Consider the following 26762-nt stretch of genomic DNA (forward strand, 5'->3'; position numbering starts at 1 on the left):
CGCGACGGTCGCGACCGCCGGCTCCCCGGAAGGTGGAGGAACATCGTGAAGCTGGTCGTTGTCGGCGGCGTCGCCGCCGGAGCATCCGTGGCAGCCCGTGCCCGTCGTCTCGACGAGGACGCCGAGATCATCGTGCTGGAGCGCGGCCACCACGTCTCCTTCGCCAACTGCGGCCTGCCGTACCACATCGGCGAGGTCATCTCCGATCGCTCGCGGCTGCTGCTGCAGACCCCGGAGAGCCTGCGCGAGTCGCTCGACATCGACGTGCGCGTCGGCAGCGACGTGACCGCGATCGATCGCGAGGCCAAGACGGTCACGGTGCACGAGCTGGAGACCGGACGCGAGTACACCGAGAGCTACGACGCCCTCGCGCTCTGCGTCGGCGCCGAACCGATTCGGCCCCCGCTGCCCGGCATCGACCTCCCCGGCATCCACGTGCTGCGCCGCATCGGCGACATGGACCAGATCAAGGCCCAGCTCGACGCCGCCCTCGCCGCCGCGGAGGCGGGCGACCGCGGTCCCGTGCGCTGCGTCGTGATCGGCGCCGGCTACATCGGCCTCGAGATGGCCGAGAACCTGAAGCATCGCGGCGCGCTCGTCGAGGTCGTCGAGATGGCCGACCAGATCCTCCCCCCGCTGGATCACGAGATCTCGGTGCCGCTCGAGCGCCACGCGCGCAGTCGCGGAATCGGCCTCCACCTGAAAACCGCGGCCGCCGCCTTCACCCCGAACGACGACGGATCGCTCACGGTCGAGCTGAACAGCTCGGTGTTCCTGCCCGCCGACCTGGTCATCCTCTCCGCCGGCGTGCGCCCCTCCACCCAGCTCGCGGTGGCGGCGGGGCTCGACCTCGGCGCGCACGGCGGGATCGCCGTCGACACCCATATGCGCACCTCCGATCCGCACATCTGGGCGGCCGGTGACAGCGTCGAGACGCCGCACACGGTCCTGCCCGGCAGCTTCCTCGCACCCCTGGCCGGTCCCGCCAACCGCGAGGCCCGCGTCGCCGCCGAGAACATCTGCGGGCGCACCACCGAATACCGCTCCACGCAGGGCACCTCGATCGTGAAGGTCTTCGACATGGTGGCCGGCGGCACCGGCGCGACCGAGCGTCAGCTCATCGCCGACGGCGTCGACTACCGCGCCGTCCACGTGCACCCGTCCGGCCACGCCGGCTACTACCCCGGCACGGCGATGATGAACATGAAGCTGCTGTTCGCGCCGAGCGACGGACGCATCCTGGGCGCCCAGGTCGCCGGCTTCGACGGCGTCGACAAGCGCCTGGACGTCTTCGCAACCGCCCTGCGCGCCGGCATGACCGTGTGGGATCTGCAGGAGCTCGAACTCGCCTACGCGCCGCCGTTCGGCGCGGCGAAGGACCCGGTCAACATGGCCGGATTCGTCGCCGGCAACGTGCTCCTCGGCGACTTCGACCTCTGGTACGCCCAGGACTACCCGGCAGCGGTCGAGGGCGCCCGGGTGATCGACGTGCGCACGCCCGAGGAGTTCTCCATCTGGCACCTCCCCGGCGCCGAGAACGTGCCGCTCGCGACGATCCGCGAGGCCTCCGAGGCCTGGGATCGCGCCACTCCCCTGCGCCTGTACTGCGCGGTCGGCTTCCGCAGCTACCTCGCGCACCGCTCGCTCGTGCAGCGCGGCTTCACCGACGTCACGACCCTCTCCGGCGGATCGGAGACGTTCCGCTCCTGGCACGAGCTCGCCCCCGACACCGCCGAGCCGACCCCCGCCCTGATGCCCTACGCCGAATCGGCCGAGCTTCACGCGGCCATCGCGCAGGCGAAGATCGTGGCCGAGGGCAGCGGCATCTCTGTCGACCTCGACTGCACGGGGCTCGCCTGCCCCGGCCCGATCATGAAGCTCGCCGACCAGGTCAAGACCCTGAACGCGGGCGATGAGGTCGTCGTGCACGTCTCGGACCCGGGCTTCGCGCTCGACGCTCCCGCCTGGGTGCGCCGCAACGGGCACGAGCTCGTCGACATCACCCCGGAGGGCCCCGGCTATGTCGCCACCATCCGCAAGGGCGGTGCGGCACCCGCGGCCGCCGGTCAGCTCGCCACCGCGGCGCCGACCGCGCCCAAGCTGTCGTTCGTGGTGTTCTCGGGAGATCTCGACAAGATCATCGCGGCGTTCATCATCGCCAACGGCGCGGTGGCGATGGGCGAAGAAGTGTCGATGTTCTTCACCTTCTGGGGCCTGAACGCCCTGCGCCGGGAGGACCCGCCGAAGCGCGACCGCAGCGTCATGGACAAGATGTTCGGGGCGATGATGCCGCGCGGCGCCGAGAAGCTCACCCTCTCGCAGATGCACATGATGGGCGCGGGCACGGCGATGATCAAGAGCGTCATGAAGAAGAACGGCGTGCACTCGCTGCCCGAGCTGATCGCCTCGGCGCAGGCTGGCGGCGCCCGCCTCATCGGCTGCACCATGACGATGGATCTGCTCGGCATCGCCGAATCGGACCTCATCGACGACGTCGAGCTGGGTGGCGTCGCCACCTTCCTCGGTGAAGCCGCCGAGTCCACGACGACTCTCTTCATCTAGTCGCGTAGCGTGGGCGACGTGGCTACTCGGATCTACCTGAGCTCCGCCGAAGGCGGCACCGGAAAGTCGACCGTGGCAGTGGGGCTCGTCGCCACCCTCGGGCGCAGCGTCGAGCGGGTCGGCGTGTTCCGGCCGATCGCGCGCTCCACGACCGAGCCGGACTACATCCTCGAGATGCTGCTCGAGCACGCGAGCGCCGACCTCGACTACGAGGAGTGCCTCGGCACCACCTACGGCCAGGTGCACGACGATCCGGATGCGGCGCTCGCCCGCATCGTGGAGCGCTTCGCCCGCATCGAGGAGCGCTGCGACGCCGTCGTCATCCTCGGCTCGGACTACACCGACGTCGGCACTCCGACCGAGCTCGGCGTCAACGGCCGGATCGCCGCCAACCTGGCCGCGAGCGTGCTGCTGGTGGTCGGCGGTCGCCGCGCCGACAGCGACGAGGCCCGCTCCCCCGAGGACATCGCGGAGGTGGCGGCGATCGCCGCCGGCGAGCTGCACTCGGAGCACGCCGACGTTCTCGCGATCGTCGTCAACCGGGCCGACCCGGAGCGCCTCGACGAGGTGGTGTCGGCGGTGCGCCGCTCGACGCGCAACCACGACCTGCCGACCTGGGCGATCCCGGAGGATCCGGAACTGGTCGCCCCGCTGCTGCGTACCGTGCTGCACGCCGCCGAGGCCGAACTGCTGCGCGGCGATGCCGAGCTGCTGGATCGCCCCGTGCTCGACGTCGTCGTCGCCGGCATGACGCTCGAGAACGTGCTGCCCCGGCTCCTCGAGGGCGCCGTGATCGTGGTCCCCGGTGACCGTTCCGACGTGCTCGTCGGCGCGGTCGTCGCTCACATGTCGGAGACCTTCCCGTCGCTGTCGGGCGTCGTCCTGAACGGCGGATTCCCGGTGGCCGCCTCCATCGAGACGCTGCTCGCGGGTCTGGACTCCTCGCTCCCGATCGCCCGCACGCCGCTCGGCACCTACGACACCGCGATGCGCATCACGAACGCCCACAGCCGCCTGGCCGCCGACTCCCCGCAGAAGTACGCGCGGGCGCTCGCGCTCTTCGACGGTCACGTCGACTCCGAGGCGCTCGTGAGTGCGCTGAGCCTCGCGCCGACCGCCGTGATGACCCCCGTGCGCTTCGAGTACTCGCTGCTCGAGCGCGCCCGGGCCCAGCGTCGCCACATCGTGCTCCCGGAGGGCGACGACGACCGCATCCTCCGCGCGGCCGGACTGGTGGTGGCGCGCGGCATCGCGAGGCTCACGATTCTCGGCGACGAGCGGAGCATCCGCGCCCGCGCCGCCGAGCTCGGCGTCGACCTCGGCGACACCGCGATCGTCTCGACGAGCGACCCCGAGCTGCACGAGCAGTTCGCGCTCGAGTACACGCGCCTGCGCGCCCACAAGGGCATCGCGCTCGAGCAGGCGCGCGACACCATGACCGACGTCTCCTACTTCGGCACGATGATGGTGCACCTGGGGCTCGCCGACGGCATGGTCTCCGGCGCCGCCCACACGACCGCGCACACCATCCGCCCCGCCTTCGAGTTCGTCAAGACGGCTCCCGGCGTCTCGGTGGTCTCGAGCGTGTTCCTGATGGCGCTCGCCGACCGGGTGCTCGTCTACGGCGACTGCGCCGTGATCCCCGAGCCGACGACCGAGCAACTCGCCGACATCGCCATCTCGGCGGCGCACACCGCACGCACGTTCGGCATCGACCCGCGCGTCGCCATGCTCAGCTACTCGACCGGCGAGTCCGGATCGGGCGCCGAGGTCGACCGCGTGCGCGCGGCCACCGCGCTGGTGCGCGAGCGCGAGCCGCAGCTGCCGGTGGCGGGCCCGATCCAGTACGACGCCGCGGCCGACCCCACCGTCGGCGCCTCCAAGATGCCCGGCTCCGACGTCGCCGGCCGTGCGACGGTGTTCGTCTTCCCCGACCTCAACACCGGCAACAACACCTACAAGGCCGTGCAGCGCAGCGCCGGGGCCCTCGCCATCGGCCCCGTGCTGCAGGGTCTGAACAAGCCCATCAACGACCTCTCGCGCGGCGCCCTCGTGCGCGACATCGTCAACACGATCGCGATCACCGCGATCCAGGCCCAGCACGGAAGCGAGCCCGACGCGTGACCCACGTCTTCGTTGTGAACACCGGCTCCTCGTCGATCAAGTACCGACTGCTGGAGCTGCCGAGCGGCGAGGTGCTCGCATCCGGCATGATCGAGCGAATCGGCGTTCCCGACTCCGGGGTCGCCGACCACGGCGAGGCGCTGCGGCGCATCCGCGAGGAGCTCGGCGACGCTCCCGTCGATGTCATCGGCCACCGCGTCGTGCACGGCGGCGCGATCTTCGATGGCCCGGCCCTCATCGACGACGAGGTGGAGGCGGCGATCGAGCGCCTCGCGGTGCTCGCGCCGCTGCACAACCCGCCCGCGCTGCTCGGCATCCGCGGCGCGCGCACCGCGTTTCCGGATGTCCCCCACGTCGCCGTCTTCGACACGGCGTTCCACGCCACCCTGCCGGTGGAGGCGCGCGAGTACGCGATCGATCGCGAGCTCGCCGCGCGCGCCGGGGTGCGCCGCTACGGCTTCCACGGCACCTCGTACCAGATCGTGTCGCGGCAGGCGGCGGCGCTCCTCGACCGACCGCTCGACGAGCTGCGCATGGTCGTGCTGCACCTCGGCAACGGCGCCTCCGCTGCCGCCATCTCCGGCGGTCGATCGATCGACACCTCGATGGGCATGACCCCGTTGCAGGGCCTGGTCATGGGCACCCGCTCGGGCGACATCGATCCGGCCGTGCTCGTGCACTTGGCGCGCACCGAGGGCTTCACGATCGACGAGCTCGACACGATGCTCAACCGCGAGAGCGGGCTGCTCGGGCTCTCGGGCCACGCCGACATGCGCGACGTCCACGCGGCGGCGGATGCCGGCGACGAGGCCGCCCGCACGACCCTCGACATCGTGGTGCACCGGCTGCGGCACTACATCGGCGCGTACGCCGCCCAGCTCGGCGGCCTGGATGCCCTGGTCTTCACGGCCGGCGTCGGCGAGAACGACGCCGAGCTGCGCCGCCGCGCCGTCGACCGGCTCGGCTTCCTGGGGCTCTACGTCGATGACGCGCTCAACGAGTCGGGCGCCCGCGGGGCCCGGCGCATCTCCCCCGACGACGCGCCCGTTGCGGTGCTCGTCGTGCCGACCGACGAGGAGCGCGAGATCGCCGAGCAGTCGGCGGCGTTCGTCGACTAAGCGCGCGCTGCCGCGGAGCCGGAACCCGCCAGCAACGGGCAGCGGGCGCGCTCGCGCATCCTCGCGCAAAGTCGGAGAATCGGGCACCTCGTCCACGAGCCGTGGACATCCGCGCCGGATGTCCGAGTCTGCGCGGGGCGAGGCGCCGCCATCGGCGTCCGCGGCACGCGCTGCCGCGCGCGGGAGGAGCTCAGCTAGTCGAAGTACTCGGGCGGCTCGACGCGATCGATCGGCGGCTGCATGCGCTGCAGGTTGCTCGCCGTGTGGGCCTTGAGTCGTCGCCACACGCGCACCGGAACCTCACGGGGACCGGGAGCGTTGGCGGCATCCGCGGCGCCGGGCAGCCAGCCGGGAAGGCCGGAGGCGTCATCCATCGAACGGCGCTGGGTCATCGGGTGGTCGCCCCGACATGAGCGTCGGCGTCCAGAACGGCAGGACCGGAACCGGTGCGAGCGATCAGCACGGGCGCGTTGACGTTCAGCAGCACATCGTGCAGCACCGAGCCGATCGGCGAGCGCGTCGGCTCGAGCGAGCCCGGGCCGAGCACCAGCAGTGCACGGTCACGCGCCGCGTCGAGCAGCACCTCGGCCGGATCACGGTGCGCGATGCGCGCCCGGATCTCCAGCTGCGGCTGCACCAGACGCGCGGCGCGCACCGCGGTGGTCACCACATCGTTGTGCGCGGTGTCAGCGCGCGCGGCCTCGGCCGCGGCACCCGGGATCCGGGGCGTCGCGTGCAGGAACAGCACCTCGTCGCCGAGCCCGGCTGCCTCGAGCGCCGCCGCCCGAGCCACGCTTTCGGCGGTCACCGCCCGATCGATTCCCGCGACCACACCGCGCCGGAACCGAAGCTCGACATCGGGGATCACGGCGACGTCGCACGGCGCCGCGGTCGCGATCTGAACGCTCCGCGACCCGAGCACCCGACCGTGCAGGTAGCCGGTCTTGTGCGTGCCGATCACGAGGAGGTCGTCGGGGTGCACCGCGTGCGCGAGCGCCCACGCGACGCTGCCGTCGGTGAGAACGCTGGAGATCTTGACGTGCGCGTGGTCGACGGCGACCTCGGCCCGGGTGCGATCCAGCAGCTGGCGGGCGGCGTTTCGCGCGTCCGCGCCATAGGTCGAGCCCATCTCGCCGAAGTCGTCGTCGACGACGTGGGCGAGGACCAGCTCGTTGCCGTCGCGCTCCGCGCGACGCAGTGCCCAGCGCAGGGCGGCCTGGCTCGGCGCCGTGCCGTCGATCCCGACGACGATGCGCCCTCGCGGCTCGAAATCCGTCATGTCAGCCTCAACTCCTGTGGTCTGCCTCGATTCCACGCCACCCGGCAGTGGACGAGTAGTGCCGAAGGTCCCAAGCACGGCGATAAACTCGCGGCGTGCCGGATGACCAGAAGTCCCGACCCGCGCCCGCTCCCGGAAACCTCGGGTTTCCGGATGCCCCGCGCTCCGAACTCGAGCGCTCGATCGGGGAGATGCTGGAGCACGCACAGCGCGTGCTCGACACGGAAGGGCGCCTGCGCCATCTGCTGGCCGCGACGACGATCGTCGTCGAGGAGCTCGAACTCGCCCAGGTCCTGCGTCGCATCGCGGAGGTCGCCGTCGCTCTCGTGGATGCCCGCTACGGCGCGCTCGGCGTGATCGCCCCGGACGGCTCGCTCGAGCAGTTCATCCACGTCGGCATGTCGGACTCGGATGCGGAGTCGATCGGCCACCTTCCCGAGGGCCACGGGCTGCTCGGCGCGGTCATCGACACCGGGACCCCGATTCGCCTCGAAAACCTGCACGACGACGCGCGCTCAGTCGGGTTCCCGGCCCACCACCCGCCGATGGACTCGTTCCTGGGGGTGCCGATCCGCGTGCGCGACGAGGTCTTCGGCAACCTCTACCTCACCAACCGGTCGAGCGGACCGTTCAGCGCCGAGGATCAGGAGCTCGTGACGGCGCTCGCCGCGACCGCGGGCATCGCGATCGAGAACGCCCGCCTGTTCGGCGAGACGCGCCGCCGACAGCGCTGGAGCGCGGCCCTCGCCGAGGTCAGCTCCGCGCTGCTCTCGGGCAGCTCGGAGAACATGCTCCATGTCGTCGCCGACCGGGTCGCCTCGCTCGTCGACGCCGACCTCGTCTCGGTCGTCATCCCAAGCGATGACGGGGAGACCTTCCTCGTCGACACCGCCCGCGGCGAGGGCGCCGAAGCGCTCACGGCGCTGCGGTTCCCCGCCGCCGGCTCGATCTCCGCGCGCGCCATCGAGAGCGGCCGCGCGATCGCCACCGACGACAGCGACGACGGGGTGATGTTCGGCGGCGCCGTCGACGTCGGTCCCGTGATCGCGGTTCCGCTCGCCGCCTCGGGACACCCGCTCGGCGTGCTGACACTGTGCCGGCGGCCCGGCTCGCTGCGGTTCACCGAGGCGGACCTCGAGATGGCCTCCGAATTCGCGACGCAGGCGAGCGTCGCCCTGGAGCTTGCGCGCATGCAGGCCGACTCGCGCAAGCTCGAGCTGATCGAGGACCGCAACCGGATCGCCCGCGATCTGCACGACCACGTCATCCAGCAGCTCTTCGCGACCGGCCTGACGCTGCAGAGCGTCGCCGCCTCGGCGGGCGGTCCGGAGCGGACGATCTTGGAGCGCCAGGTGGAGGCGATCGACGACGCGATCTCCGAGATCCGCACCGCCGTGTTCACCCTGCGCACCCGCTCCGCCTCGCGCGCTCCGTCTCTCCGCCACCGCGTGCTCGACCTGGTCGGCGAGGTCACCGAGAGCCTCGAGTCGGCCCCCCGACTGACCTTCGGCGGCGCTGTCGACCTGCTGGTCGCCGACGATCTGGCCGATGACGTCGTGGCGGTGGCGCGCGAGCTTCTCAGCAACGTGGTGCGCCACGCGCAGGCAGCGACCTGCGCGCTGGACCTGCGCGTGACCGAGGAGGCACTCACGCTGCGGGTGGAGGACGACGGCCAGGGACTCGGCAGCGTCACCCGCCGCAGCGGACTCGACAATCTGGGGGTGCGCGCCCGGCAGCGCGGCGGCACCTTCGAGGTCGCCGATGCTCGCCCGCACGGCACGATCGCGACCTGGTCGGTACCGTTGTCGACGACCCCGAATGGAGCCGACGCGTGATTCGAGTCTTTCTGGTTGACGACCACGAGCTGGTGCGTCGCGGCATCGCCGACATCGTGGATGCCGAGCGCGATCTGGAGGTGGTCGGCGAGTGCGGCACCGCCGGGCAGACGCTCGGCCGAGTGGGCGCCACCCGGCCCGACGTCGTGGTGCTGGACGTGCGCCTGCCCGACGGGTCCGGCATCGACGTGTGCCGCGCCATCCGCTCGGAGCACCCCGAGATCGCCTGCCTCATGCTCACCGCCTTCGACGACGACGAGGCGAGCGAGGCGGCGGTGCTGGCCGGGGCGTCCGGATACGTGCTGAAGGACATCCGCGGCAAGAATCTGATCGACGGCATCCGACTCGTGGCCGGCGGCGGGAGCCTCATCACGCGCTCGGTCTCGGAGCGCGTCGTGTCGAGGCTGGCGCCGGCCGAGGCGGAGGGGGGGCCGGAGCTCACGCTGCGCGAGCGCCAGGTGCTCGACCTGATCGGCGCGGGCCTCACCAACCGTCAGATCGGCGAACGGCTCGAGCTCGCCGAGAAGACCGTCAAGAACTACGTGTCGGGGCTGCTCGCCAAGCTCGGGCTCGAACGGCGCACCCAGGCGGCGGTGTACGCCGTCAAGCGCGACATCGAGGCCTAACAGGACCTTCGACCCTCGCGATCTCCGCGATCCGCGCGCACACTGGCGGTGACGGAAGGATCGGCGATGGTGACGAAAAGCCGAGAGCGCGAACGCGCGGCTCGCGTGCGTCGCGCGCTGAAGGCCTGTCCGGATCTGGATGCCACGCGCATCCGCGTCGTCATCGAAGACAACGTCGTTCATCTGCGCGGTGCGGTTCGGGCCCACTCGGCCCGGGTGCTCGCCCGCGCCCTCGCCTGCGAGGTCGACGGCGTCTCGCGCGTCGTGGATGAGCTCCTCGTCGCCCCCGTCGCGACCGGTTGGCGGCGCAGCGACGACGCGATCGCCCGCTCCGTGCGGTGGGCGCTCGCGCGCGAGCCGGCGGCAGCGGTCGACGTCCAGGTGACGGTGCAGCAGCACGTCGTGACGTTGACCGGCACGGTCCCCGACCGCGCCGCGCTGCAGCGGCTGCGGCACCGCGTGGAGCGCATCCGCGGAGTCCATTTCGTCCACAACCAGTTGCGAGTGCAAGGAGAATCATCATGACCGACGACCCGGTTCGCGAACTCGACGCCGAGGAGAGCTGGCAGGAGCTCCGTCGAACGTCGCTCGGTCGGCTGGCGCTGTGCGTGGCGGGCGAGATCGACATCTTCCCGATCAACTTTGTCGTCGACGACGACAACGTGATCTACCTGCGCACCGCGCCCGGCACCAAGCTGCTCGAGCTCAGCATTAACGAGCACGTCGCGCTCGAGGTGGATCGGGTCAGCGACACCGACGCGATGAGCGTCGTGGTCAAGGGCCGCGCCGAGCGCGTCGAGCTGCAGTCCGAGATGGACGCCGCCGAGCAGCTGGGGCTTGAGCCGTGGGTTCCCACGCTCAAGTACCGGTGGGTGCGCATCCACCCGGAGACGGTGAGCGGCCGCGCCTTCGTGCGCGGGCCCGAGCCCCAGCGCGATTGAAGCCCGTCCGGGGCCGCTAGCGTAGGAGCGTGACACGACTTCGCGAGCGCCGCTGGTTCCCGCTCGTCTGGCTCATTCCGACGGCACTCGTGCTGCTCGCGGTGCTCGTGCTGGCGGCGCGCTGGCTGCGAGAGACCCCCGGCGGGCTCGACTTCGCCGCGAGCTTTCCGGGCACGACCGAGCTGCCCGCCGGCTCCCCCGTGGGCTTTCCCGCGTGGCTGGGCTGGCAGCACTTCCTGAACTCGTTCTTCCTGCTGTTCATCGTGCGCTCCGCGCTGCTGATTCGCGGCAAGCAGCGCCCGCCCGCGTTCGTGACGCGCCGCAACGACGGCCTGCTCCGCACAAACGGCGCCCCGCGCCGGCTGAGCATCCACGTCTGGTGGCACCTCGTCGTCGACACGCTGTGGGTGCTGAACGGCGTCGTGTACGTCGTGCTGCTGTTCGCCAGCGGGCAGTGGGTGCGCGTCGTCCCGCTCGGCTGGGATGTCATCCCGAACGCGGTCACGGCCGGAGTGCAGTACCTCTCGCTCGACTGGCCGGCGCACGAGGGCTGGGTGCACTACAACGCGCTGCAGCTGCTGAGCTACTTCGCGACGGTGTTCCTGGCGGGGCCGCTCGCCCTGCTCACCGGGCTGCGGCTGTCGCCGGTGTGGAAGCACGAGTGGCGCGTCAACCGGCTGCTCACCGAGAAGCTCGCGCGATCCCTGCACTTCGCGGTGCTGGTGTACTTCATCGCGTTCACGATCGTGCACGTCGGCCTGGTGCTCACCACCGGGGCGCTGCGAAACCTCAACACCATGTACGCGGGGCGCAACGACGACTCCTGGATCGGCGCGCTCGTCTTCGCTGGTTCGCTCGTGGTGATGCTGGTCGCCTGGGTGGCGCTTCGGGTGCCGGTGCAGAAGAGGATCGCGCTGCTCGGCAGCACCGTCCGCTAGGCCGCCGCTACGCGAGGTGCGTGCGGAGCCGTTCCAGACGGGCGAGCGTGGAGGCCTTGCCGAGGATCTCCATCGACTCGAACAGCGGCGGGCTGACCCGGCGTCCGCTGACCGCGGTGCGCAGCGCACCGAACGCGACGCGCGGCTTGAGCCCGGCACCGCCGTCCTCGACCGGGTCGGTGAGCGCCGCGCGCAGCGCCGCCTCGATCTCGACGCGGCCGAACTCGGTCAACGGCGACAGCGCCGCCTCCGCCGCATCCAGCACCAGTCGCGCCTCGTCGACCGCGTTCGGCTTCGGCAGCGCGTCGGCCTCGAACTCGATCTGGTCGTCGGCGGTGAACAGGAACGCCAGCATGCCGTGCGCTTCGCCCAGCAGGTTGATGCGCTCCTGCACCAGCGGGGCCGCCTCGCGCAGGATCGCCTGCTCGGCGGGCGTCGGCGGATCACTGACGAGCCCCTCGAGGTACGGCACGATCCGCGCCGCGAAGTCCTCCGCGCCGAGAAGGCGGATGTGGTCGCCGTTGATCGACTCGGCCTTCTTCAGGTCGAAGCGGGCCGGGTTCGGGTTGACGCTCTCGACGTCGAACGCGGCGACGAGCTCGTCACGCGAGAACACGTCGCGGTCGGCGGCGATCGACCAGCCGAGCAGCGACAGGTAGTTGAGCAGCCCCTCCGGCACGAAGCCGCGGTCGCGGTGGTGGAACAGGTTCGACTCGGGGTCGCGCTTGCTGAGCTTCTTGTTGCCCTCGCCCATCACATAGGGCAGGTGGCCGAAGCGCGGCACCGAATCGGTGACGCCGATCGCGATGAGCGCGGCGTAGAGCGCGATCTGGCGCGGCGTGCTCGAGAGCAGGTCCTCGCCGCGCAGCACGTGGGTGATGCCCATCAGCGCGTCGTCGACGGGGTTCACGAAGGTGTAGAGCGGGGCGCCGTTCGGGCGCACCACGACGAAGTCGGTGAAGCTGCCCGCGGGGAAGGTGATCTCGCCGCGCACCAGGTCGTCGAAGCTGAGGTCGTCGTCGGGCACCCGCAGGCGCAGCGCGGGCTGGCGCCCCTCGGCGCGGAACGCGGCGCGCTCGTCCTCGTTAAGGTCGCGCTCGAAGTTGTCGTAGCCCTGCTTCGGGTCGCGGCCGTTGGCGAGGTTGCGCGCCTCCATCTCCTCGGGCGTGACGAAGCTCTCGTAGAGGTAGCCGGCCTCGGTCAGCTTCTCGATCAGCCCTTGGTAGATCTCGCCGCGCTGCGACTGCCGGTACGGCTCGTGCGGTCCGCCGGTCTCGACGCCCTCATCCCAGTCGAGGCCGAGCCAGCGCATCGCGTCCAGCAGCTGCCGGTAGCTCTCCTCGCTGTCGCGGGCGGCGTCGGTGTCTTCGATGCGGAACACCAGCTTGCCGCCGGTGTGGCGGGCGTAGGCCCAGTTGAACAGGGCGGTGCGCACCAGGCCGACGTGCGGGGTGCCGGTGGGCGAGGGGCAGAAGCGAACGCGAACCTCGGAGCCCGAGGCGGCAGAGAACGGGAGCGACATCGGGATCGAGTCTAGTTGCGCGCGGCGGGGGTGCGGCGAACCGCTCGCCAGGTCAGCGCGACCAGCACCACGACGACGAGCAGCAGCGCGCTGAGCGCGAGACCCGCGTAGCCGACGAGAGCGAGCACCGGCCCGGCGAGGGCACCGCCGACGGCCCCCGTGGCGCTCATCAGCAGGTCGGAGCGACCCTGGATGATGGTGCGCCGGTCGGCCGGGGCGGACTCCGAGACGAGCGCCGACGCCGACACGGTCGCGGCGCTCCAGCCGAGTCCGAGCAGCACCAGCCCGACCACGACGGCGGCCTGCGATTCGGCGCCGAGCGCCGTCGTCAGCAGGCTCGCCAGCAGCATCACCTGGCCGATCGCGATCGTGCGACCTCGTCCGAGACGGTCCGAGAGGATGCCGAAGACCGGCGAGAGGGCGAACATCCCCGCCACGTGGAGACTGATGGTGACTCCGACGACGACGAGCGTGGCGCCGTGTGCCACGAGATGCACCGGGGTCATCGACATGACGGCGACCATCGTCGCGTGGCTGAGCGCGAGCGCGATGAGGCCGGTGCGCACGCCGTTCGCATCGGCGATGTTCTCGATCACCGCGGTGACCGGACGCTCGAGGCGCAGGCGCTCGGCCATCTTGAGCGGGTCGGGACGCAGGGCGACGAGGTACATGGCGCTCGCGATCGTCTGCGCCGCCAGGGTGAACAGGAACGGCCCGGAGAGCTCGGGCAGACCGACCGCGATGCCGACCGCATCGGCCGGCGCGATCAGATTGGGGCCCGCGATCGCCCCGACCGTGGTCGCCCAGACGACGAGAGCCAGGTCACGTCCACGGTGCCGGGCCTCCGACAGGTCGGTCGCCGCGAAGCGCGACTGCAGGTTGACCGCGGTGCCGACGCCGATGAGCGCCAGCGCGACAAGCAGCAGCGGGAGCGAGACGAGCACGGCCGCGATGATGCCGACGACGGCGCCGAGCGCCGCCGTCGCGGCGCCGGTCGCGAGAGCGGGCGCGCGACCGGCGCGCCGCGCAAGTCGCGCCAGCGGCACCGACGCGAGCGCGGCCCCCACCGTCGTCATCGTGGCCGCCATGCCCGACCAGGCGGGCGATCCGCTCACCTGGGTGACAAGCAGCGCGCCAGCCGACAGCGTCGAACCCATGCCGATGCCGGCAAGCACCTGGCCCGCGATCAGCACACCCCGAGTCCGGCTCTGCGCGCGGCGGACCTGCTCGTCGCTCAGCAGCGGGTCTCCAGCCGCTGGCTCGGTCATGCGCCCGATGCGGCGTCGCGCGCCTCGGCGGGGTTCGTCAGGCGCCCGATTCCTTCAATCTCGATGTCGACGGTCTGCCCCGCGACGAAGCCGCCGAGCCCCGACGGCGTACCGGTCATGATGATGTCGCCCGGCAGCAGCGTCCAGACATCCGAGATGTAGGCGATGAGCTTCGGGATGGAGTGCAGCAGCTCGGACGTGTTGCCGTGGCGGCGCGGCTCCCCATCGACCCAGCTGTTGATCTCGAGGTTCGACGGGTCGAGCTCGGTCTCGATCCACGGTCCGATCGGAGCAAACGTGTCATAGCCCTTGGCGCGGGCCCACTGGCCGTCGGCGAACATCTGGTCGCGAGCCGAGACGTCGTTGCCGACGGTGTAGCCGAAGACGTAGTCGGCCCAGTCCTCCTCGCGCACCTGCTTGGCGATGCGTCCGATGACCACGACGAGTTCGCTCTCGTGCGTGATGCGCCCCTCGACGGGCGGAATCCTGATCGCGTCGCCGGGGCCGATCACGGCGGTGTTCGGCTTCAAGAAGATGAGCGGGTTCTCGGGCGCGTCGATGTTCGCCATGTCGCCGCGGTGGGCGGCGTAGTTGAGACCGACGCAGACCACCTTCGAGCGCGGGATGACCGGGGCCAGCAGGCGCGCCTCGGCGAGAGCGACGCGTTCGCCGGTCGGCTGGAAGCCCGCGAACATCGGATCCCCCGCGAGCACGACGATCTCATCGTCATCGACGATGCCGTACCGCGGGTCCTCCCCCGCTGAGCTGAACCGTGCGACCTTCATCCCGGACTACGCAGACGCCTCGGCGTCGAGCCGCATCATCCACCCGTGACGGTCCTCGGCGCGACCGTACTGGATGTCGGTGAGTGCCCGGCGCAGCGCGAGCGCGACGCCGTCCTCCGGCGTCGGCATCTCGATCGTGAAGTCGGCAGCCTTGAGCGTTCCGATCGGGGTCAGCACCGCCGCGGTGCCGCAGGCGAAGGCCTCCACGATCTCGCCCGAGGCGGCGCCCTCGCGCCACTCGTCGATCGAGACCTGGCGACGCTCGACCGTGTGGCCGGCGTCTTCGGCGAGCTGCAGGATCGAGTCGCGGGTGATGCCCTCGAGGATCGACTCGCTCTGCGGCGTGACGAGCGTGCCGTCGCGGTAGACGAGCACGACGTTCATGCCGCCGAGCTCCTCGAGGTACTTCTCCTCCGCCGAATCGAGGAACAGCACCTGCTGGCAGCCCTGATCGTAGGCCTCCTGCTGCGCGATCAGCGATGAAGCGTAGTTGCCACCGGTCTTGGCCGCACCCGTGCCCCCCTTGCCCGCGCGGGCGTAGGTGGTCGACAGCCAGATCGACACCGGTGCGACGCCGCCCTGGAAGTAGGCCCCCGCGGGGCTGGCGATGAGGTAGTAGTTGACCTTCTTCGCCGGACGCACGCCGAGGAAGGCTTCCTTGGCGAACATGAACGGGCGCAGGTACAGGCTCGTCTCGGGAGCCGACGGCACCCACGCGCCGTCGACGGCGATGAGCTGGCGCAGGGAGTCGAGGAAGTACTCCGTCGGCAGCTCCGGCAGCGCCATGCGGCGCGCGGAGCGCTGCAGCCGTTCGGCGTTCTTCTCGGGTCGGAACGACCAGATCGAGCCGTCCGCGTGCCGGTACGCCTTCAGACCCTCGAAGATCTCCTGCGCGTAGTGCAGCACGGCGGCGGCCGGGTCGAGCTGAATGGGGCCGTAGGCCTGGACCCGCGGACGGTGCCAGCCGCCGCGCTCGGACCAGCAGATGTCGACCATGTGGTCGGTGAATTTCTGCCCGAATCCGGGGTTGGCGAGGATCGCCTCACGCTCGTCGGCGGGGAGTGCGGCGGGGTTCGGGGTCACCTGGAATGCGAGGTCCTGGTTCGCCATCGGGAGAAGTTGCATTTCGCTGGCCGATCTGTCGGAGTGGAACTAGTCTGCGCCGGAGAGGGAGCGACCGCTAGGGAGCGGCCACCGCCGCGGCGATGGCGGCGCCGATCTCGTCGGTGCGGCGGGGCGCGGTGCCTCGCGCGGCGACGTCCGCGGCGACCGCTGCCTCGACCCGCCGCGCCGCCTCCTCGAGACCGAGGTGGTCGAGCAGCAGGGCCGTCGACAGGATGGCCGCCGTGGGATCGGCCTTCTGCTGTCCCGCGATGTCGGGAGCCGACCCGTGCACGGGCTCGAACATCGAGGGGAAGGTGCCGTCGGGGTTGATGTTTCCCGAGGCTGCCAGTCCGATGCCGCCGCTGATGGCGCCGGCCAGGTCGGTGAGGATGTCGCCGAAGAGATTGTCGGTGACGATGACGTCGAATCTAGCAGGATCGGTCACCAGGAAGATGGTCGCCGCATCCACGTGCAGGTAGTCCCAGGCCACGTCGGGATGATTGGCCGCGTGCCGCTCGACGGTGCGCGCCCAGAGCGAGCCCGCGAAGGTCAGCACGTTCGTCTTGTGCACGAGCGTGAGCTTCTTGCGCCGCTTCTCGGCCTGCTCGAACGCGAAGCGCACCACTCGGTCGATGCCGTACGCGGTGTTGATGCTCACCTCGTTGGCGATCTCGGCATCCGTGCCGACGCGAATCGCGCCGCCGTTGCCGACGTAGGGCCCCTCGGTGCCCTCGCGCACGACGACGAAGTCGACCTCGCCGGGGTTCGCGAGCGGGCTGACGACGCCCGGCAGCAGCTTCGAGGGACGCAGGTTGACGTAGTGGTCGAAGGCGAAGCGCAGCTTGAGCAGCAGCCCTCGCTCGATGATGCCGCCCGCGAGCCGCGGGTCGCGCGGGTCGCCGCCGACGGCTCCCAGCAGGATCGCCTCGTGCTGGGCGAGCGCCTCCATGTCCTCGGCTTCGAGGATACGGCCGGTCTCCAGGTAGTGCGCGGCGCTGAACGGGTAGGGCGTGGTCGCGACCGTCACCTCGTCGCCGACGGCGGCGGTCAGAACACGCACCGCCTCGGTCATGACCTCGGGGCCGATGCCATCGCCAGCGATCACGGCCAGGTCCAGGGTGCGGGTCACTCAAGCTCCAAAGTTCAGGGACGTCCAGGTTGTTCCCGGATTACTCCCAGAAAAGGCGACGTCGCCCAGCATTCCGGGGGTTTCCAGCCCTCCCAGCCTAGCCGCGTCGCCGGGCCGCTGCGGGCGCGCTCGCCCTCCGTCGAGAACCCGCCGCTAGCGTCAAGACGATGCCGGGCCTCACAAGGCTGCCCGCATTTCGAGGAAAAAGGAGACACCTTGAGTATCGGATTCGGAATCTTTCTCTTCGTGCTCGGAGCCATCCTGGCTTTCGCGCTGAACGTCGGACTCGACTGGATCGACCTGACGCTCGTCGGCTACCTGCTGATGGGAGCCGGAGCTGTCACCACGATCATCGGGATCGTGCTGTTCTCGACACGCCGCGCGACCGTCGTCCGCGACGAGACGCCGCACCGCGACGAGGTCGACCGCTAGGGCCGACCCCGCCGCGACGACGCATCAGCGCGTGCGGTGCCGAGTCGAGCGACGCAGCGCGAGCACCGAGAGCGCCACCGCGCCGGCCAGCACTGCCCCGGCGCCGAGCACCGCCGCCGCGATCAGAGACTCGCTGGTCCCGGTGGCCGCGAGCTCGGCGGGCGCCGCCTCGCCGCCGTCCAGCGGAAGCGTCGGAAGTTCGGTCTCGGGCGTCGACGCGGTGATCGAGAACAGCAGCCCGTAGGTGCCGCCCAGCCCGCCGCCGTCGTTGCGGAGAATGCCCGCGCCCGCGGCACCGCCGTCGCCGTACCAGTCGGCCTTGAGCGTGTTCCAGTAGGTCGTTCCCGGGTCGACGTCGGTGCCGACGGTCGGAGCGGTCGTGGCCAGCGCCACATTCAACGAGTTGAAGGGACCGCCGACGCCGAGCGGCGCGGCTCCATAGGTCTGGGTGCTGTAGGCGACGGAGACGACGACCCGATCCGGCAGCGTCACCGCGAGGCTCGAGAAGTCGAACGGAACCTCGAACGCGAATCCGTTGGAGCAGTTCCCGGTTGCCTCGTGGAACCAGCGCCCGTCGGTGCAGTTGACGACGTCCGCGGACGGCCGGTACGGCACGTCGACGTCCTGCGTGACCGTCGCGAGCAGCGCACCCGGGAGCGGGTCCGCACCTTCGGCGTAGATGTTCACCGTGATCGGGTGGCTGAAGCTCGCCCCCGGCGTCGTCTCGCAGGTGGCGCCGCTCCCCGTCTCGCACGCCCAGTTGACCATCACGATCGAGACCGTCTCGAGGTCACGGTCGGCGCCGGACAGCTCCACGAGGTCGCCGAACTCCGCGGTCTGTGTCGCCTGATAGCCCAGGCTGACGTAGGACGGCGCGAGCGTGTCCGGGATCGCGTCATACGCCTCGCTTGTTGCCGCATGAGCGGCGATCGGCGAGGCCAGCAGCGCCAGCGCACCGCCGGCGAGCGCGATGGCGCCGACGCGCCGCCGCAGGGTCGATGAATGGGCAGAGCGCTCAGCAGTGAGCATCGAGTTCCTCCGGGGGAAGGCGAGCATGGGTACCGCGAGCAGCCTGAATTTCGGGTTGAGGCATACTCGCGTCAGCTCACGCTAACGCACCGGAGGAATCATCACAATCGACAGACCTGTCCGCCTGCGGGGCGGAGACCGCCGCGCGATCAGGGAAAACTAGTCGGAGACGACGTCGATCTCGCGCAAAAGGGTGGCGTCGATCGCCTCGCGCACCGACTCCAGCAGCCCCTCGGGAGCCGGCGAATCGATCGTCAGCACGCTAAGCGCTTCACCGCCCGCGCGGTGGCGCGCGATCTGCATGCCGGCGATGTTGATGCCCGCGTCGCCGAACTGCTGACCGTAGACCGCGACGATGCCGGGACGGTCGGTGTAGAGCATCACGACGAAGTGCTCAGCGAGCGGCACCTCCACGTCGTAGCCGTTGATCTCGACGATCTTCTCGATCTGCTTCGTGCCGGTCAGCGTTCCGCTCACCGAGAGCTGCGTTCCGTCGCTCGTGGCACCCCGGATGGTGAGCACATTGCGGTACTCCTCGCTCACCGGATCGGTGATCAGGCGCACCGCGATGCCGCGCTGCTCCGCGAGCAGCGGCGCATTCACGTAGCTCACGTGCTCGGTCACGGCGTTCGTGAAGACGCCCTTGAGCGCCGCGAGCTTGAGCACGCCGACCTCGAGGTCGGCGATCTCACCGCGCACCTCGACGTCGATCGAGGCGAGCGGGTCATCCGCGAGACCGGCGAAGACCTGGCCGAGCTTCTCCATAAGCGGGATGCCCGGGCGCACCTGCGGGTCGATGACACCGCCCGCGACGTTGACCGCATCCGGAACAAGCTCGCCGCTGAGCGCGAGGCGCACGCTCTTGGCGACCGACACGCCCGCCTTCTCCTGTGCCTCCGCCGTGGAGGCGCCGAGGTGCGGGGTGACGACGATGTTGGGGGCACTGGTGAGCAGGTCGTCGGTGGGCGGCTCGCTCGTGAAGACGTCGATGCCGGCGCCGGCGATCTCGCCGTCGCGGAGCGCCTGCGCGAGCGCGGCCTCATCGATGAGCCCGCCGCGCGCGACGTTGACGACGTAGGCGGTCGGCTTCATCGCCTTGAGCTGCGCCTCGCCGATCATGCCGGTGGTCTCGGGCGTCTTCGGCATGTGGATCGTGACGAAGTCGGACGTCGAGATGAGCTCGTCGAGCTCAACCAGGCGCACGCCCAGCTGCTGGGCGCGGGCGGCGGTGACGTAGGGGTCGTACGCGACGATCTCGACGCCGAACGCCTGGAGCCGCGCCGCGATGAGCGCGCCGATCCGGCCGAGGCCGATGATGCCGACGGTCTTCTCGTACAGCTCCGTGCCGGTGTACTTGGAGCGCTTCCACTCCCCCGCCGCAAGACTCGCGTGCGCCGCCGGGATGTGGCGCGCCAGGCTCAGGATGTGCCCGACCGTGAGCTCGGCGGCACTGATGATGTTCGACGTCGGTGCGTTGACGACCATCACACCCGCCTCGGTCGCGGCCTTGATGTCGACGTTGTCGAGTCCGACGCCGGCGCGGGCGACGACCTTCAGCTGGCGTGCCGCGGCGATCGCCTCGGCGTCGACCTGCGTCGCCGAGCGGATCAGGATCGCGTGCGCCTCGGCGAGCGCCGAGAGCAGCGCCGGACGGTCGGTGCCGTCGACGGAGCGGATCTCGAAGTCGGGGCCGAGAGCCTCGACGGTTGCGGGAGAGAGTTCTTCGGCGATCAGGACGATCGGCTTGGCCACGTGGTCGTTCCTCGGGGTTCGGCGGCCCGCTGGCCGCAAGAGTGCGCCTCGGCGATGGCGGGCGCGGCGGTACCGAGTTTAGTGGACGCGTGAGCCGCCGCGTGCCCGTGTTCCGCGCTAGAGCTCCAGAAGCCGACGCGCCGTGTGCTGGTCGGTGATCAGGACGTCGATCCAGCCCCCGAGCGCCGCGGCGCGAATCGCGTCGTCTTTCAGCGATCCGCCCGCCACACCGACGCGCCGGGGCACCGCGCGAAGCTCCTCGGGACCGATGCCGACGATGCGCTCGCGCAGGCCGCCGTCGACCACGTTGCCCTCGGCATCAAAGAAGTTCAGGCAGACGTCGCCCACGGCGTGCAGCCCGTCCAGGCGGGCGAGGTCGTCGCTCGAGATCGCGCTGCCCCACGAGGTGCGCATGGGCGACGAGCGCAGCGCGCCGATTCCGGTGAGAAGCAGGGTCAGCTCGCCCCACGCGTCGACCGCTTCGGCGAGCGCGGGATCGGAGAGCAGTCCGTCGCGCACGACGCCGCTCGTGACGACGCCGGGCGAGGGCAGGTAGATCGCCGCGGCGCCCGTCAGCTCGGCGAGCCGGTCGGCGAGACGCGTCGCCTGGGCTCGCATCGCCGGATTTCCGACGGCGCCGAGAGTCTGGACGACCGTCTCGGCTCGCCCCGTGGTCGGAGAGAGCGTCTCGACGACGGCCATCAGCGATGCCGACCGCGAGGAGATGCCGATGCGCTCGTGGGAGCGCACCGTCTCTTCGAGGTAGGCGGCGGCGGCCGCACCGATCGCCGAGAGCACGACCGCGTCGTCATCCGAAGCGGATTCGGCGACCACCACATCGCGCAGCTGAAGCCGCTCGCGCACGGCGCGCTCGAGTTCGATATGCAGTCCGGGCGGGGACACGACCACCGTGCGCACCACCCCGAGCCGCTGGGCCTCCTTCAGCAGCCGGGACACCCGGGACTGCGAGACGCCGAGGCGATCGGCGATCTCGGGCTGCAGGATGCCCTCCTCGTGGTACATCCGTGCGGCTTTGACGAGCAGCGCCATCTTGCCGCCGGGGGCACCCGATAGTCGATCGTTCACATCAGCGATTATCGAGCACGCACGGCGTCCGCCACCCGACGAACACCCCGTTCGGGACTTGTGAGCACCGGAACCGGCACCTCGACGGCGGCGGCGGCCGAGGCCATGGAGGCCTGCGCGAGCACGATGACGTCGGTGCGCGAGGCGAGCTCGACGAGCGCCGCGCCCACCAGTTCGTCGTGTCGCGCACGATCGCCGGCGACCACCGCATCGAAGGCACCGGCCACGACAACCTCGGCCAGCTCCGCCTCGCGTCCGGCGAGTTCGGCGCGTTCGCGCAGCAGCGCCGCCGTGGGCCGCAGCGTGGTCTCGAGCGTGGCCACGACTCCGATCCGCGCTCCGGCAGCGACGGCTTCGTCGGCCATCGCCTCGTCGATGCGGAGCACCGGCAGGCCGATGTCTGCGGCGACCTCGGCCGCGTAGCCCGAGATCGAGGAGCACGTGAAGACGACGGCTTCGGCCCCGGAGGCCTTAGCCGCCCGGCCGAGCGCCGAGAGCCGCTGGGCGATCTGATCGTGGCCGGCCCCGCCGCCCAGGTCGCCGACGATCGTCGAGTCGAGGAGGTGCTGGATCTCGACGCCCGGAAGGTGCTCGGTGGCGAGCGCGGAGAACGTCGGGATGACGACGGCTCCGGTGTGCAGCATGGCGATGCGGGTCATGGGGTCTCTCTTCTCTCGTTCTGTCCCGATCAGCGCAGGACGGGCATCCAGACGGTCATCTCGCCGGGGCCCCGGTTTCCCCAGACGGCGTACGGCACCAGCCGGATCTCGAGCGGGCTCGGGTCGGTGGCGTCGAACTCGGCGTACAGCGGGACGCCGGTGGTCGGTGCGGGCACCGGGAGGAGCGCCACCGTTCCGCGCAGCATCGTGTGACCGGCGAATTCCCCGTCTCCGCGCTCGAGGGTCCAGGCGATGTCGTGCGGCAGCCCCACCGAGGTGACGCTGACGTGCGCCGGAAGGTCGGCCGACTCGAGGGCATAGACGATCGGGCCCCGCACGACGCAGACCTGTCCGGTGGCCTCTTCGACCAGCGGATGCGCGGCCAGCAGGCGCGGGGCGATGTCGAACTCGATCGCGACGACGTCGTCGCTCCATTCCCGCTCGATCACGGCGTATCCGCGCTCCACGCGCGACACCTCCTCGCCCGCGACGGTGATGCGCGCACGCCCCGCCCAGCCGGGGATCCGGATGCGGAGCGCCCCCAGGGTCGGTGCGTCGCTGCGCACGCGGAGGGTGACGGTGCCCTCGGCGGGGTAGGACGTCGTCTGCTCGAGCGTCGCGGCGACCCCGCCGATCCGCACGCGGGCGGTGCCGGGCACGAACTGGTGCACCCAGACATCGCGCCCGTTCTCGGAGTAGCCGTAGTAGGGCAGCTCGGCGAGCACCCGCGCGATGTTCGGCGGGCAGCAGAAGCTGCCCTTCATGAACGCCTGCCGGTGCCGTTCGTGGGAGGGCGGCGGCTGCGACCCCGCGGGGTCGCCCGGGCGGCGCATCGGGAACGGCAGATCGCGCACCTGACGCAGCGGGTTGGTGTAGAAGTAGGTCTCGGCGTCGGTGCCGATCATCGCCGGGAGCGCGTTGAACAGCACCCGCTCGATCTCGTCGGCGTAGCGCGAGTCCCCGGTGAGGGTGAGCATCCGCCATGCCCAGAACACGAAGCCGAGTGAGGCGCACGACTCGTTGTAGGCGGTCACCATCGGCAGCTGGTACGGCCGACCGTAGGCCTGATGCGTGCGCGTGATCGTCCAGTAGTTGAGGCCGGCATCGGGCGAGGCGCCGTCGTAGAGCGCCCCGACGCCGCCGGTGACGGCGAGCTTCGAGCCGACCAGGTCGTTCCAGATGCTGTCGAGCGCCGTGCGCAGCTCCTGGTCGCCGGTCTCGAGCGCGTAGTCGGCCATGCCGGCGTAGAGGTAGTTCGCCCGGACTGCGTGGCCGACGGCCTGCCGCTGCTCGCGCACCGCGATCACGTCCTGATTGTCGTCGGTGCCCGCGGCTCCCTTGCCGCCGTGCAGCTCGAGCAGCCGGCCCGCCAGGTGCAGGTACTTCTCGTCGCGGGTGGTGCGATACAGCTCGACCGCGCCCATGTAGTGGGCGGGACAGATGTTGCAGTGCGAGAGCCACTCCGGGTTCTCGTCGGCCACCCGGATCAGGTAGTCAGCCACCCGGCGCGCGATCTGGAGGAAGCTGTCGTCGCCGTGCGCTCGGTAGTGGATGGCCGCGAGCGTCATCAGGTGACCGGTGTTGTAGGTCTCAAAATCCATCGGCCGCTCGAAGCGGACGCGGTCCAGGCCCTCCGACTGCGCGATCCGCGTCTTGGTCTGGAGGTACCCGTCGGGCTCCTGGGCTTCCGCGATCGCCTCGGCGGCGACGCGAAGCGAGTCGGCGAGCGGGCTGTCCGGATCCAGCGACGCCGCAACGCTGGCGGCTTCGAGCCACTTGTAGAAGTCGCCGTCGACGAATCCGGGGCCGACGTGCGTTCCCGCGCTGGCGCCGGATGCGACGCGGAAATTCTCGTAGGCGTGCCCGCGTTCGGCGTCGAACAGGATGTCGCCCATCGTGGGGATCGTGATGGCGAGCCCGCGCGCGCGCAGCAGGGCGAGCGCGCTGTCGCCGGCGATCGTCGCCGCCCCGGCGGGGAGCGAGGTCATCACGGCGTGGGGGCTGGCGCTGGTGTCGGTGAGCATGGCGCTTTCTGGGTCAGGCCGCGGCGAGCGGCGTTCCGGTCTTGACGTCGGCGAGCAGCCCGGGATGCCCGACCTGCCCGCCCTTGAGCACGAGTTCGAGTCCATCGAGGTGCGCCGCATCGCTGCCGCCGCGCAGCAGGGGCGCGTTCCCCCACGGCTGGGCGAGAATCGCGAGCCGCGTGATGCCGAGGCGCCGCAGCACGTTGCTCGAGGTGTCTCCGCCGCAGACGATCGTCCGGCCGACGCGCGCCGAGCGCAGGCAGGCATCGCCGACGGCGGCGAGCCGTTGTTCGACCTCGCTGCTGGCGACCTGGCGACGCGGGTCGAGCGTCGAGCTGACGATGACATCACCGCCTTCGCGCAGCACCGCGGCGGCGCGCGCCTCCACATCGTCGGCGAACAGATCCAGCACCGGCCAGCCGGCGAGCTCGAGCTGGTGCCGCGTGCGCGTCGAGGCGCTGCCGCTCAGGACGAGCACCGGGGCGGACGCGGGCGACGCGGTCGTCGGCAGAGCGGGCAGGCGCTCGTCGACGCGGGCGGCGCGGCCGAGCGCACCGCTGATGCCGCCGGAGCCGAGAACGAAGCGCGGCGCATTCCCCGCGGCGAGGATCGCGCGCGCCACCACGTCCAGGTGCGCATCGGTCAGGGCATCGACGACCACGGCGCCCAGCTCGCCCGCGAGCGCCGCCGACACGGCATCCGGCTCGTCGTAGTCGATCCAGCTCACGGCGCCGATCGGCAGCTCGGTCTGCGCCCGCAGGTGCACGCGCAGATCGGATTCGGTGGCCGGCGTCACCGGGTGGTTGCGCATCGTCGGCTGGCGGTCGAGTCGGAAGATCTCGTCGCCGTCGCGGGCGAAGTGGTGCGCGAACACGGTGTAGCGCCCGAAGTCGGGTTGGGCGAACGACACGGGCACCGGATGGGCACCGAAGACCTCGCGCCCGATCTCGAGAACCCGCCCGAGGCTTCCGACCGTCGCCGAGGAGTCGGCGGTCGAGCACGCCTTGTACTGCACGACGTCAGCGCCGAGGCTGCGGAGTCGCTCCAGCGGACTCCGCACCTCGGCGTCGATCGACCCGGTCGGAAGCGACCGGGCGATTCCGGCGATCCCCACGACGTCGGGGATCGGGTCGGGCAGCGCGGCGTCGGGGTCGGTGACGAGCACCCCGTCGAGCCCCGCGCGTCGGAACTGCAGCAAGGAGTCCACCGAGCCGGTGAAGTCGTCGCCGTAGAACCCGAATCGTGGCATCAGTGGGCCTCAGTCACCGCCGCGTCGAGGCGGCCGAAGGTCGCGACGGCGGCCGCGAGCTCGGGCACGGCCGCGGCGCGCGAATCCAACGACTCCCCCGACAGCGCGGCATCCCACGCTTCACGCATGGCGCGCACGCCGGCACCGGAGCCGCCCGGGTGGCCGTGGATTCCTCCGCCGGCCAGCACGAGCAGGTCATCGGTCCCCGTGGCGGCATAGGTCGCGTGGGCCAGCCCCGCCGACTGACCGGAGGAGAGCACCGGCAGCATCTCGTAGCCGCCCAGCAGCGGCGTGCGGACGGCGCGGATGGAGTCGAGGACCTCGCTGTCGGACTCGTAGAACTTGTTGGCCACCCCATTAGTGTGCAGGTGGTCGGCGCCCGCGAGCCGGGCCAGTGCCTGGAAGGCGCGGAAGCCGATGCCGGTCTGCGGTGAGCGCGACTGACCGCCGAATCCCGCGCGATGGCCGTGGATCGGCAGCTCGCTGTGCCGTCGCAGATGCGCGAGACCCGCGAGCCCGATCGCCGGAATCACCGCCATCACGCACGTGCCGCCCGCATCGCGCACGAGGTCGTGCCGACGCTTCAGATCGTCGATCTCGCCGGTCAGGTTGAAGGCGTACATCGGGAGCTTGCCGGTGCGGTCGGCGACGCGGTGCAGCGCCTCCATGACGACGCGCACCCGCTCAGCGAAGGGAAGGTGCGCCGGGTCGCCCTGCAGCTCGTCGTCCTTGATGAAGTCGATTCCGGCCTCCGCGAGCTCGGTGACGAGTTGCGCGAGCTGCTCGCCGCTGAGTCCGACGCTCGGCTTCACGATGGTGCCGATCACTGGTCCGCTGGCGCACTGGGCGAGGCGGCGCGTGCCGGCGACGCCGAAGGCGGGGCCCGGGTAGACCTTGGCGAACGCGTCGGGAAGCTCGAGGTCGATGAGCTTGAGCGCGCCGGCCTCGCGGATCTCGTAGAGGTTGCCGGCGACGGCGGCCAGCAGGTTGGGGATCGAGGGGCCGAAGTTGCGCAACGGGAACTCGATCGTCACGCGCGCGCGACGCGCAGCGCTCCAGTCGCCGGACGCTCCCGGCAGCGGCGGGCGGCCGGAGGGCGGCAGCTCGACGATCTCGGCCACCTGGGCCGCATGGCGGGCCTTCAGCTCGGCGGTCTCGCGCGCGATCGCGACGAAGGTTCCCGAGGACTGCTCGGACGCCATCACGGCCGCCACCTGCTCCAGAGGGAGCGCCGTCTCGATCTCGTAGACGGCCCGAACGATCTCGTTCACCGGAGTCCTTTCGCGCGGGCGATTTCGAG

General features: G+C 70.9%; 23 protein-coding genes. 9 read left to right on the forward strand and 14 right to left on the reverse strand.

The window, feature by feature from the left end:
- Positions 1 to 45 precede the first annotated feature (45 nt).
- The 3 genes from ACR3ZA_RS04575 to ACR3ZA_RS04585 are packed head-to-tail and all read left to right on the forward strand — an operon-like array spanning position 46 to position 5804.
- Positions 46 to 2562, forward strand: coding sequence for an FAD-dependent oxidoreductase (locus ACR3ZA_RS04575; RefSeq protein ID WP_473660596.1), 2517 nt, complete (start codon positions 46 to 48; stop codon positions 2560 to 2562).
- Between the two features lie 18 nt (positions 2563 to 2580).
- Entirely contained in the window at positions 2581 to 4686 is a 2106-nt protein-coding gene (gene pta / locus ACR3ZA_RS04580) for a phosphate acetyltransferase (protein ID WP_473660598.1), read from the forward strand.
- The gene (locus ACR3ZA_RS04585; protein ID WP_473660600.1) at positions 4683 to 5804 is read left to right on the forward strand and encodes an acetate/propionate family kinase; all 1122 of its coding nucleotides are present in this window, start codon (positions 4683 to 4685) and stop codon (positions 5802 to 5804) included. Before pta ends, ACR3ZA_RS04585 begins: the two co-directional genes overlap by 4 nt.
- 194 nt (positions 5805 to 5998) lie before the next feature.
- Here ACR3ZA_RS04585 and ACR3ZA_RS04590 read toward each other — a convergent pair whose 3' ends face one another.
- Both ACR3ZA_RS04590 and ACR3ZA_RS04595 read right to left on the reverse strand, forming a co-directional pair.
- On the reverse strand, positions 5999 to 6196 hold the full coding sequence (locus tag ACR3ZA_RS04590; RefSeq protein ID WP_473660601.1) for a hypothetical protein: 198 nt from the start codon (positions 6194 to 6196) through the stop codon (positions 5999 to 6001).
- Positions 6193 to 7083 carry a universal stress protein gene (locus ACR3ZA_RS04595; protein WP_473660603.1) on the reverse strand — a complete coding sequence of 297 codons (891 nt, stop codon included), beginning with the start codon at positions 7081 to 7083 and terminating at the stop codon, positions 6193 to 6195. Before ACR3ZA_RS04595 ends, ACR3ZA_RS04590 begins: the two co-directional genes overlap by 4 nt.
- Positions 7084 to 7178: 95 nt before the next feature.
- On the opposite strand from ACR3ZA_RS04595, the gene ACR3ZA_RS04600 reads away from it, so the two are divergent.
- From ACR3ZA_RS04600 to ACR3ZA_RS04620, 5 genes are all read left to right on the forward strand, one after another.
- Positions 7179 to 8918 carry a GAF domain-containing protein gene (locus ACR3ZA_RS04600; protein ID WP_473660604.1) on the forward strand — a complete coding sequence of 580 codons (1740 nt, stop codon included), beginning with the start codon at positions 7179 to 7181 and terminating at the stop codon, positions 8916 to 8918.
- Positions 8915 to 9544: a response regulator gene (locus ACR3ZA_RS04605; RefSeq protein WP_473660606.1), complete on the forward strand. Its 630-nt coding sequence runs from the start codon at positions 8915 to 8917 to the stop codon at positions 9542 to 9544. The genes ACR3ZA_RS04600 and ACR3ZA_RS04605 overlap by 4 nt, the downstream gene beginning before the upstream one ends.
- 66 nt (positions 9545 to 9610) lie before the next feature.
- A complete protein-coding gene (locus ACR3ZA_RS04610) occupies positions 9611 to 10069 on the forward strand; it encodes a BON domain-containing protein (RefSeq protein ID WP_473660608.1) in 459 nt (152 codons plus the stop codon).
- Positions 10066 to 10485 carry a pyridoxamine 5'-phosphate oxidase family protein gene (locus ACR3ZA_RS04615; protein WP_473660609.1) on the forward strand — a complete coding sequence of 140 codons (420 nt, stop codon included), beginning with the start codon at positions 10066 to 10068 and terminating at the stop codon, positions 10483 to 10485. The genes ACR3ZA_RS04610 and ACR3ZA_RS04615 overlap by 4 nt, the downstream gene beginning before the upstream one ends.
- A 29-nt stretch (positions 10486 to 10514) precedes the next feature.
- Entirely contained in the window at positions 10515 to 11423 is a 909-nt protein-coding gene (locus tag ACR3ZA_RS04620; protein ID WP_473660611.1) for a cytochrome b/b6 domain-containing protein, read from the forward strand.
- A gap of 7 nt (positions 11424 to 11430) precedes the next feature.
- Here the strand turns inward: ACR3ZA_RS04620 and gltX are convergent, their stop codons facing one another.
- The 5 genes from gltX to ACR3ZA_RS04645 all read right to left on the reverse strand — a co-directional run bounded on the left by gltX (position 11431) and on the right by ACR3ZA_RS04645 (position 17231).
- Positions 11431 to 12945: a glutamate--tRNA ligase gene (gene gltX, locus ACR3ZA_RS04625; protein WP_473660612.1), complete on the reverse strand. Its 1515-nt coding sequence runs from the start codon at positions 12943 to 12945 to the stop codon at positions 11431 to 11433.
- Positions 12946 to 12956: 11 nt separating this feature from the next.
- Positions 12957 to 14213 (reverse strand): MFS transporter, encoded by a 1257-nt coding sequence (locus tag ACR3ZA_RS04630; protein WP_473660614.1) that lies wholly within the window; start codon positions 14211 to 14213, stop codon positions 12957 to 12959.
- Entirely contained in the window at positions 14210 to 14998 is a 789-nt protein-coding gene (locus ACR3ZA_RS04635) for a fumarylacetoacetate hydrolase family protein (RefSeq protein WP_473660616.1), read from the reverse strand. The genes ACR3ZA_RS04630 and ACR3ZA_RS04635 overlap by 4 nt, the downstream gene beginning before the upstream one ends.
- A 6-nt stretch (positions 14999 to 15004) precedes the next feature.
- Positions 15005 to 16108 carry a branched-chain amino acid aminotransferase gene (locus ACR3ZA_RS04640; RefSeq protein ID WP_473660617.1) on the reverse strand — a complete coding sequence of 368 codons (1104 nt, stop codon included), beginning with the start codon at positions 16106 to 16108 and terminating at the stop codon, positions 15005 to 15007.
- Between the two features lie 70 nt (positions 16109 to 16178).
- Positions 16179 to 17231: a 3-isopropylmalate dehydrogenase gene (locus ACR3ZA_RS04645; RefSeq protein WP_473660619.1), complete on the reverse strand. Its 1053-nt coding sequence runs from the start codon at positions 17229 to 17231 to the stop codon at positions 16179 to 16181.
- 216 nt (positions 17232 to 17447) lie between these two features.
- Here ACR3ZA_RS04645 and ACR3ZA_RS04650 point away from each other — a divergent pair, with 216 nt between their 5' ends.
- Positions 17448 to 17663 (forward strand): DUF6458 family protein, encoded by a 216-nt coding sequence (locus ACR3ZA_RS04650; protein ID WP_473660620.1) that lies wholly within the window; start codon positions 17448 to 17450, stop codon positions 17661 to 17663.
- Between the two features lie 24 nt (positions 17664 to 17687).
- On the opposite strand, the gene ACR3ZA_RS04655 is transcribed toward ACR3ZA_RS04650, so the two are convergent.
- The 7 genes from ACR3ZA_RS04655 to ACR3ZA_RS04685 form a co-directional block, all read right to left on the reverse strand.
- Positions 17688 to 18692, reverse strand: a complete 1005-nt coding sequence (locus ACR3ZA_RS04655; protein ID WP_473660622.1) for a hypothetical protein — start codon at positions 18690 to 18692, stop codon at positions 17688 to 17690.
- 159 nt (positions 18693 to 18851) lie between these two features.
- A complete protein-coding gene (gene serA / locus ACR3ZA_RS04660; protein ID WP_473660624.1) occupies positions 18852 to 20444 on the reverse strand; it encodes a phosphoglycerate dehydrogenase in 1593 nt (530 codons plus the stop codon).
- A 117-nt stretch (positions 20445 to 20561) separates the two neighbouring features.
- The gene (locus ACR3ZA_RS04665) at positions 20562 to 21530 is read right to left on the reverse strand and encodes a sugar-binding domain-containing protein (RefSeq protein WP_473660625.1); all 969 of its coding nucleotides are present in this window, start codon (positions 21528 to 21530) and stop codon (positions 20562 to 20564) included.
- An 8-nt stretch (positions 21531 to 21538) separates the two neighbouring features.
- Complete coding sequence (locus tag ACR3ZA_RS04670) at positions 21539 to 22189, reverse strand: aspartate/glutamate racemase family protein (protein WP_473660627.1); 651 nt, start codon at positions 22187 to 22189, stop codon at positions 21539 to 21541.
- Between the two features lie 29 nt (positions 22190 to 22218).
- Entirely contained in the window at positions 22219 to 24213 is a 1995-nt protein-coding gene (locus ACR3ZA_RS04675; RefSeq protein WP_473660629.1) for a beta-L-arabinofuranosidase domain-containing protein, read from the reverse strand.
- Between the two features lie 13 nt (positions 24214 to 24226).
- On the reverse strand, positions 24227 to 25462 hold the full coding sequence (locus ACR3ZA_RS04680) for a four-carbon acid sugar kinase family protein (RefSeq protein ID WP_473660631.1): 1236 nt from the start codon (positions 25460 to 25462) through the stop codon (positions 24227 to 24229).
- Positions 25462 to 26733: a RuBisCO large subunit C-terminal-like domain-containing protein gene (locus tag ACR3ZA_RS04685; protein ID WP_473660632.1), complete on the reverse strand. Its 1272-nt coding sequence runs from the start codon at positions 26731 to 26733 to the stop codon at positions 25462 to 25464. The genes ACR3ZA_RS04680 and ACR3ZA_RS04685 overlap by 1 nt, the downstream gene beginning before the upstream one ends.
- Positions 26734 to 26762: the final 29 nt, after the last annotated feature.

It is taken from the genome of Herbiconiux sp. J20-20, assembly GCF_057365085.1.

Bases quoted from the DNA above. Each gene is read 5' to 3' on its own strand.
- ACR3ZA_RS04630 (WP_473660614.1), bottom strand. From the start codon at position 14,213: ATGACCGAGCCAGCGGCTGGAGACCCGCTGCTGAGCGACGAGCAGGTC.
- ACR3ZA_RS04635 (WP_473660616.1), bottom strand. From the start codon at position 14,998: ATGAAGGTCGCACGGTTCAGCTCAGCGGGGGAGGACCCGCGGTACGGC.
- ACR3ZA_RS04590 (WP_473660601.1), bottom strand. From the start codon at position 6,196: ATGACCCAGCGCCGTTCGATGGATGACGCCTCCGGCCTTCCCGGCTGG.
- ACR3ZA_RS04680 (WP_473660631.1), bottom strand. From the start codon at position 25,462: ATGCCACGATTCGGGTTCTACGGCGACGACTTCACCGGCTCGGTGGAC.
- ACR3ZA_RS04610 (WP_473660608.1), top strand. From the start codon at position 9,611: ATGGTGACGAAAAGCCGAGAGCGCGAACGCGCGGCTCGCGTGCGTCGC.
- ACR3ZA_RS04640 (WP_473660617.1), bottom strand. From the start codon at position 16,108: ATGGCGAACCAGGACCTCGCATTCCAGGTGACCCCGAACCCCGCCGCA.
- ACR3ZA_RS04655 (WP_473660622.1), bottom strand. From the start codon at position 18,692: ATGCTCACTGCTGAGCGCTCTGCCCATTCATCGACCCTGCGGCGGCGC.
- ACR3ZA_RS04595 (WP_473660603.1), bottom strand. From the start codon at position 7,083: ATGACGGATTTCGAGCCGCGAGGGCGCATCGTCGTCGGGATCGACGGC.
- ACR3ZA_RS04670 (WP_473660627.1), bottom strand. From the start codon at position 22,189: ATGACCCGCATCGCCATGCTGCACACCGGAGCCGTCGTCATCCCGACG.
- ACR3ZA_RS04615 (WP_473660609.1), top strand. From the start codon at position 10,066: ATGACCGACGACCCGGTTCGCGAACTCGACGCCGAGGAGAGCTGGCAG.
- ACR3ZA_RS04675 (WP_473660629.1), bottom strand. From the start codon at position 24,213: ATGCTCACCGACACCAGCGCCAGCCCCCACGCCGTGATGACCTCGCTC.
- gltX (WP_473660612.1), bottom strand. From the start codon at position 12,945: ATGTCGCTCCCGTTCTCTGCCGCCTCGGGCTCCGAGGTTCGCGTTCGC.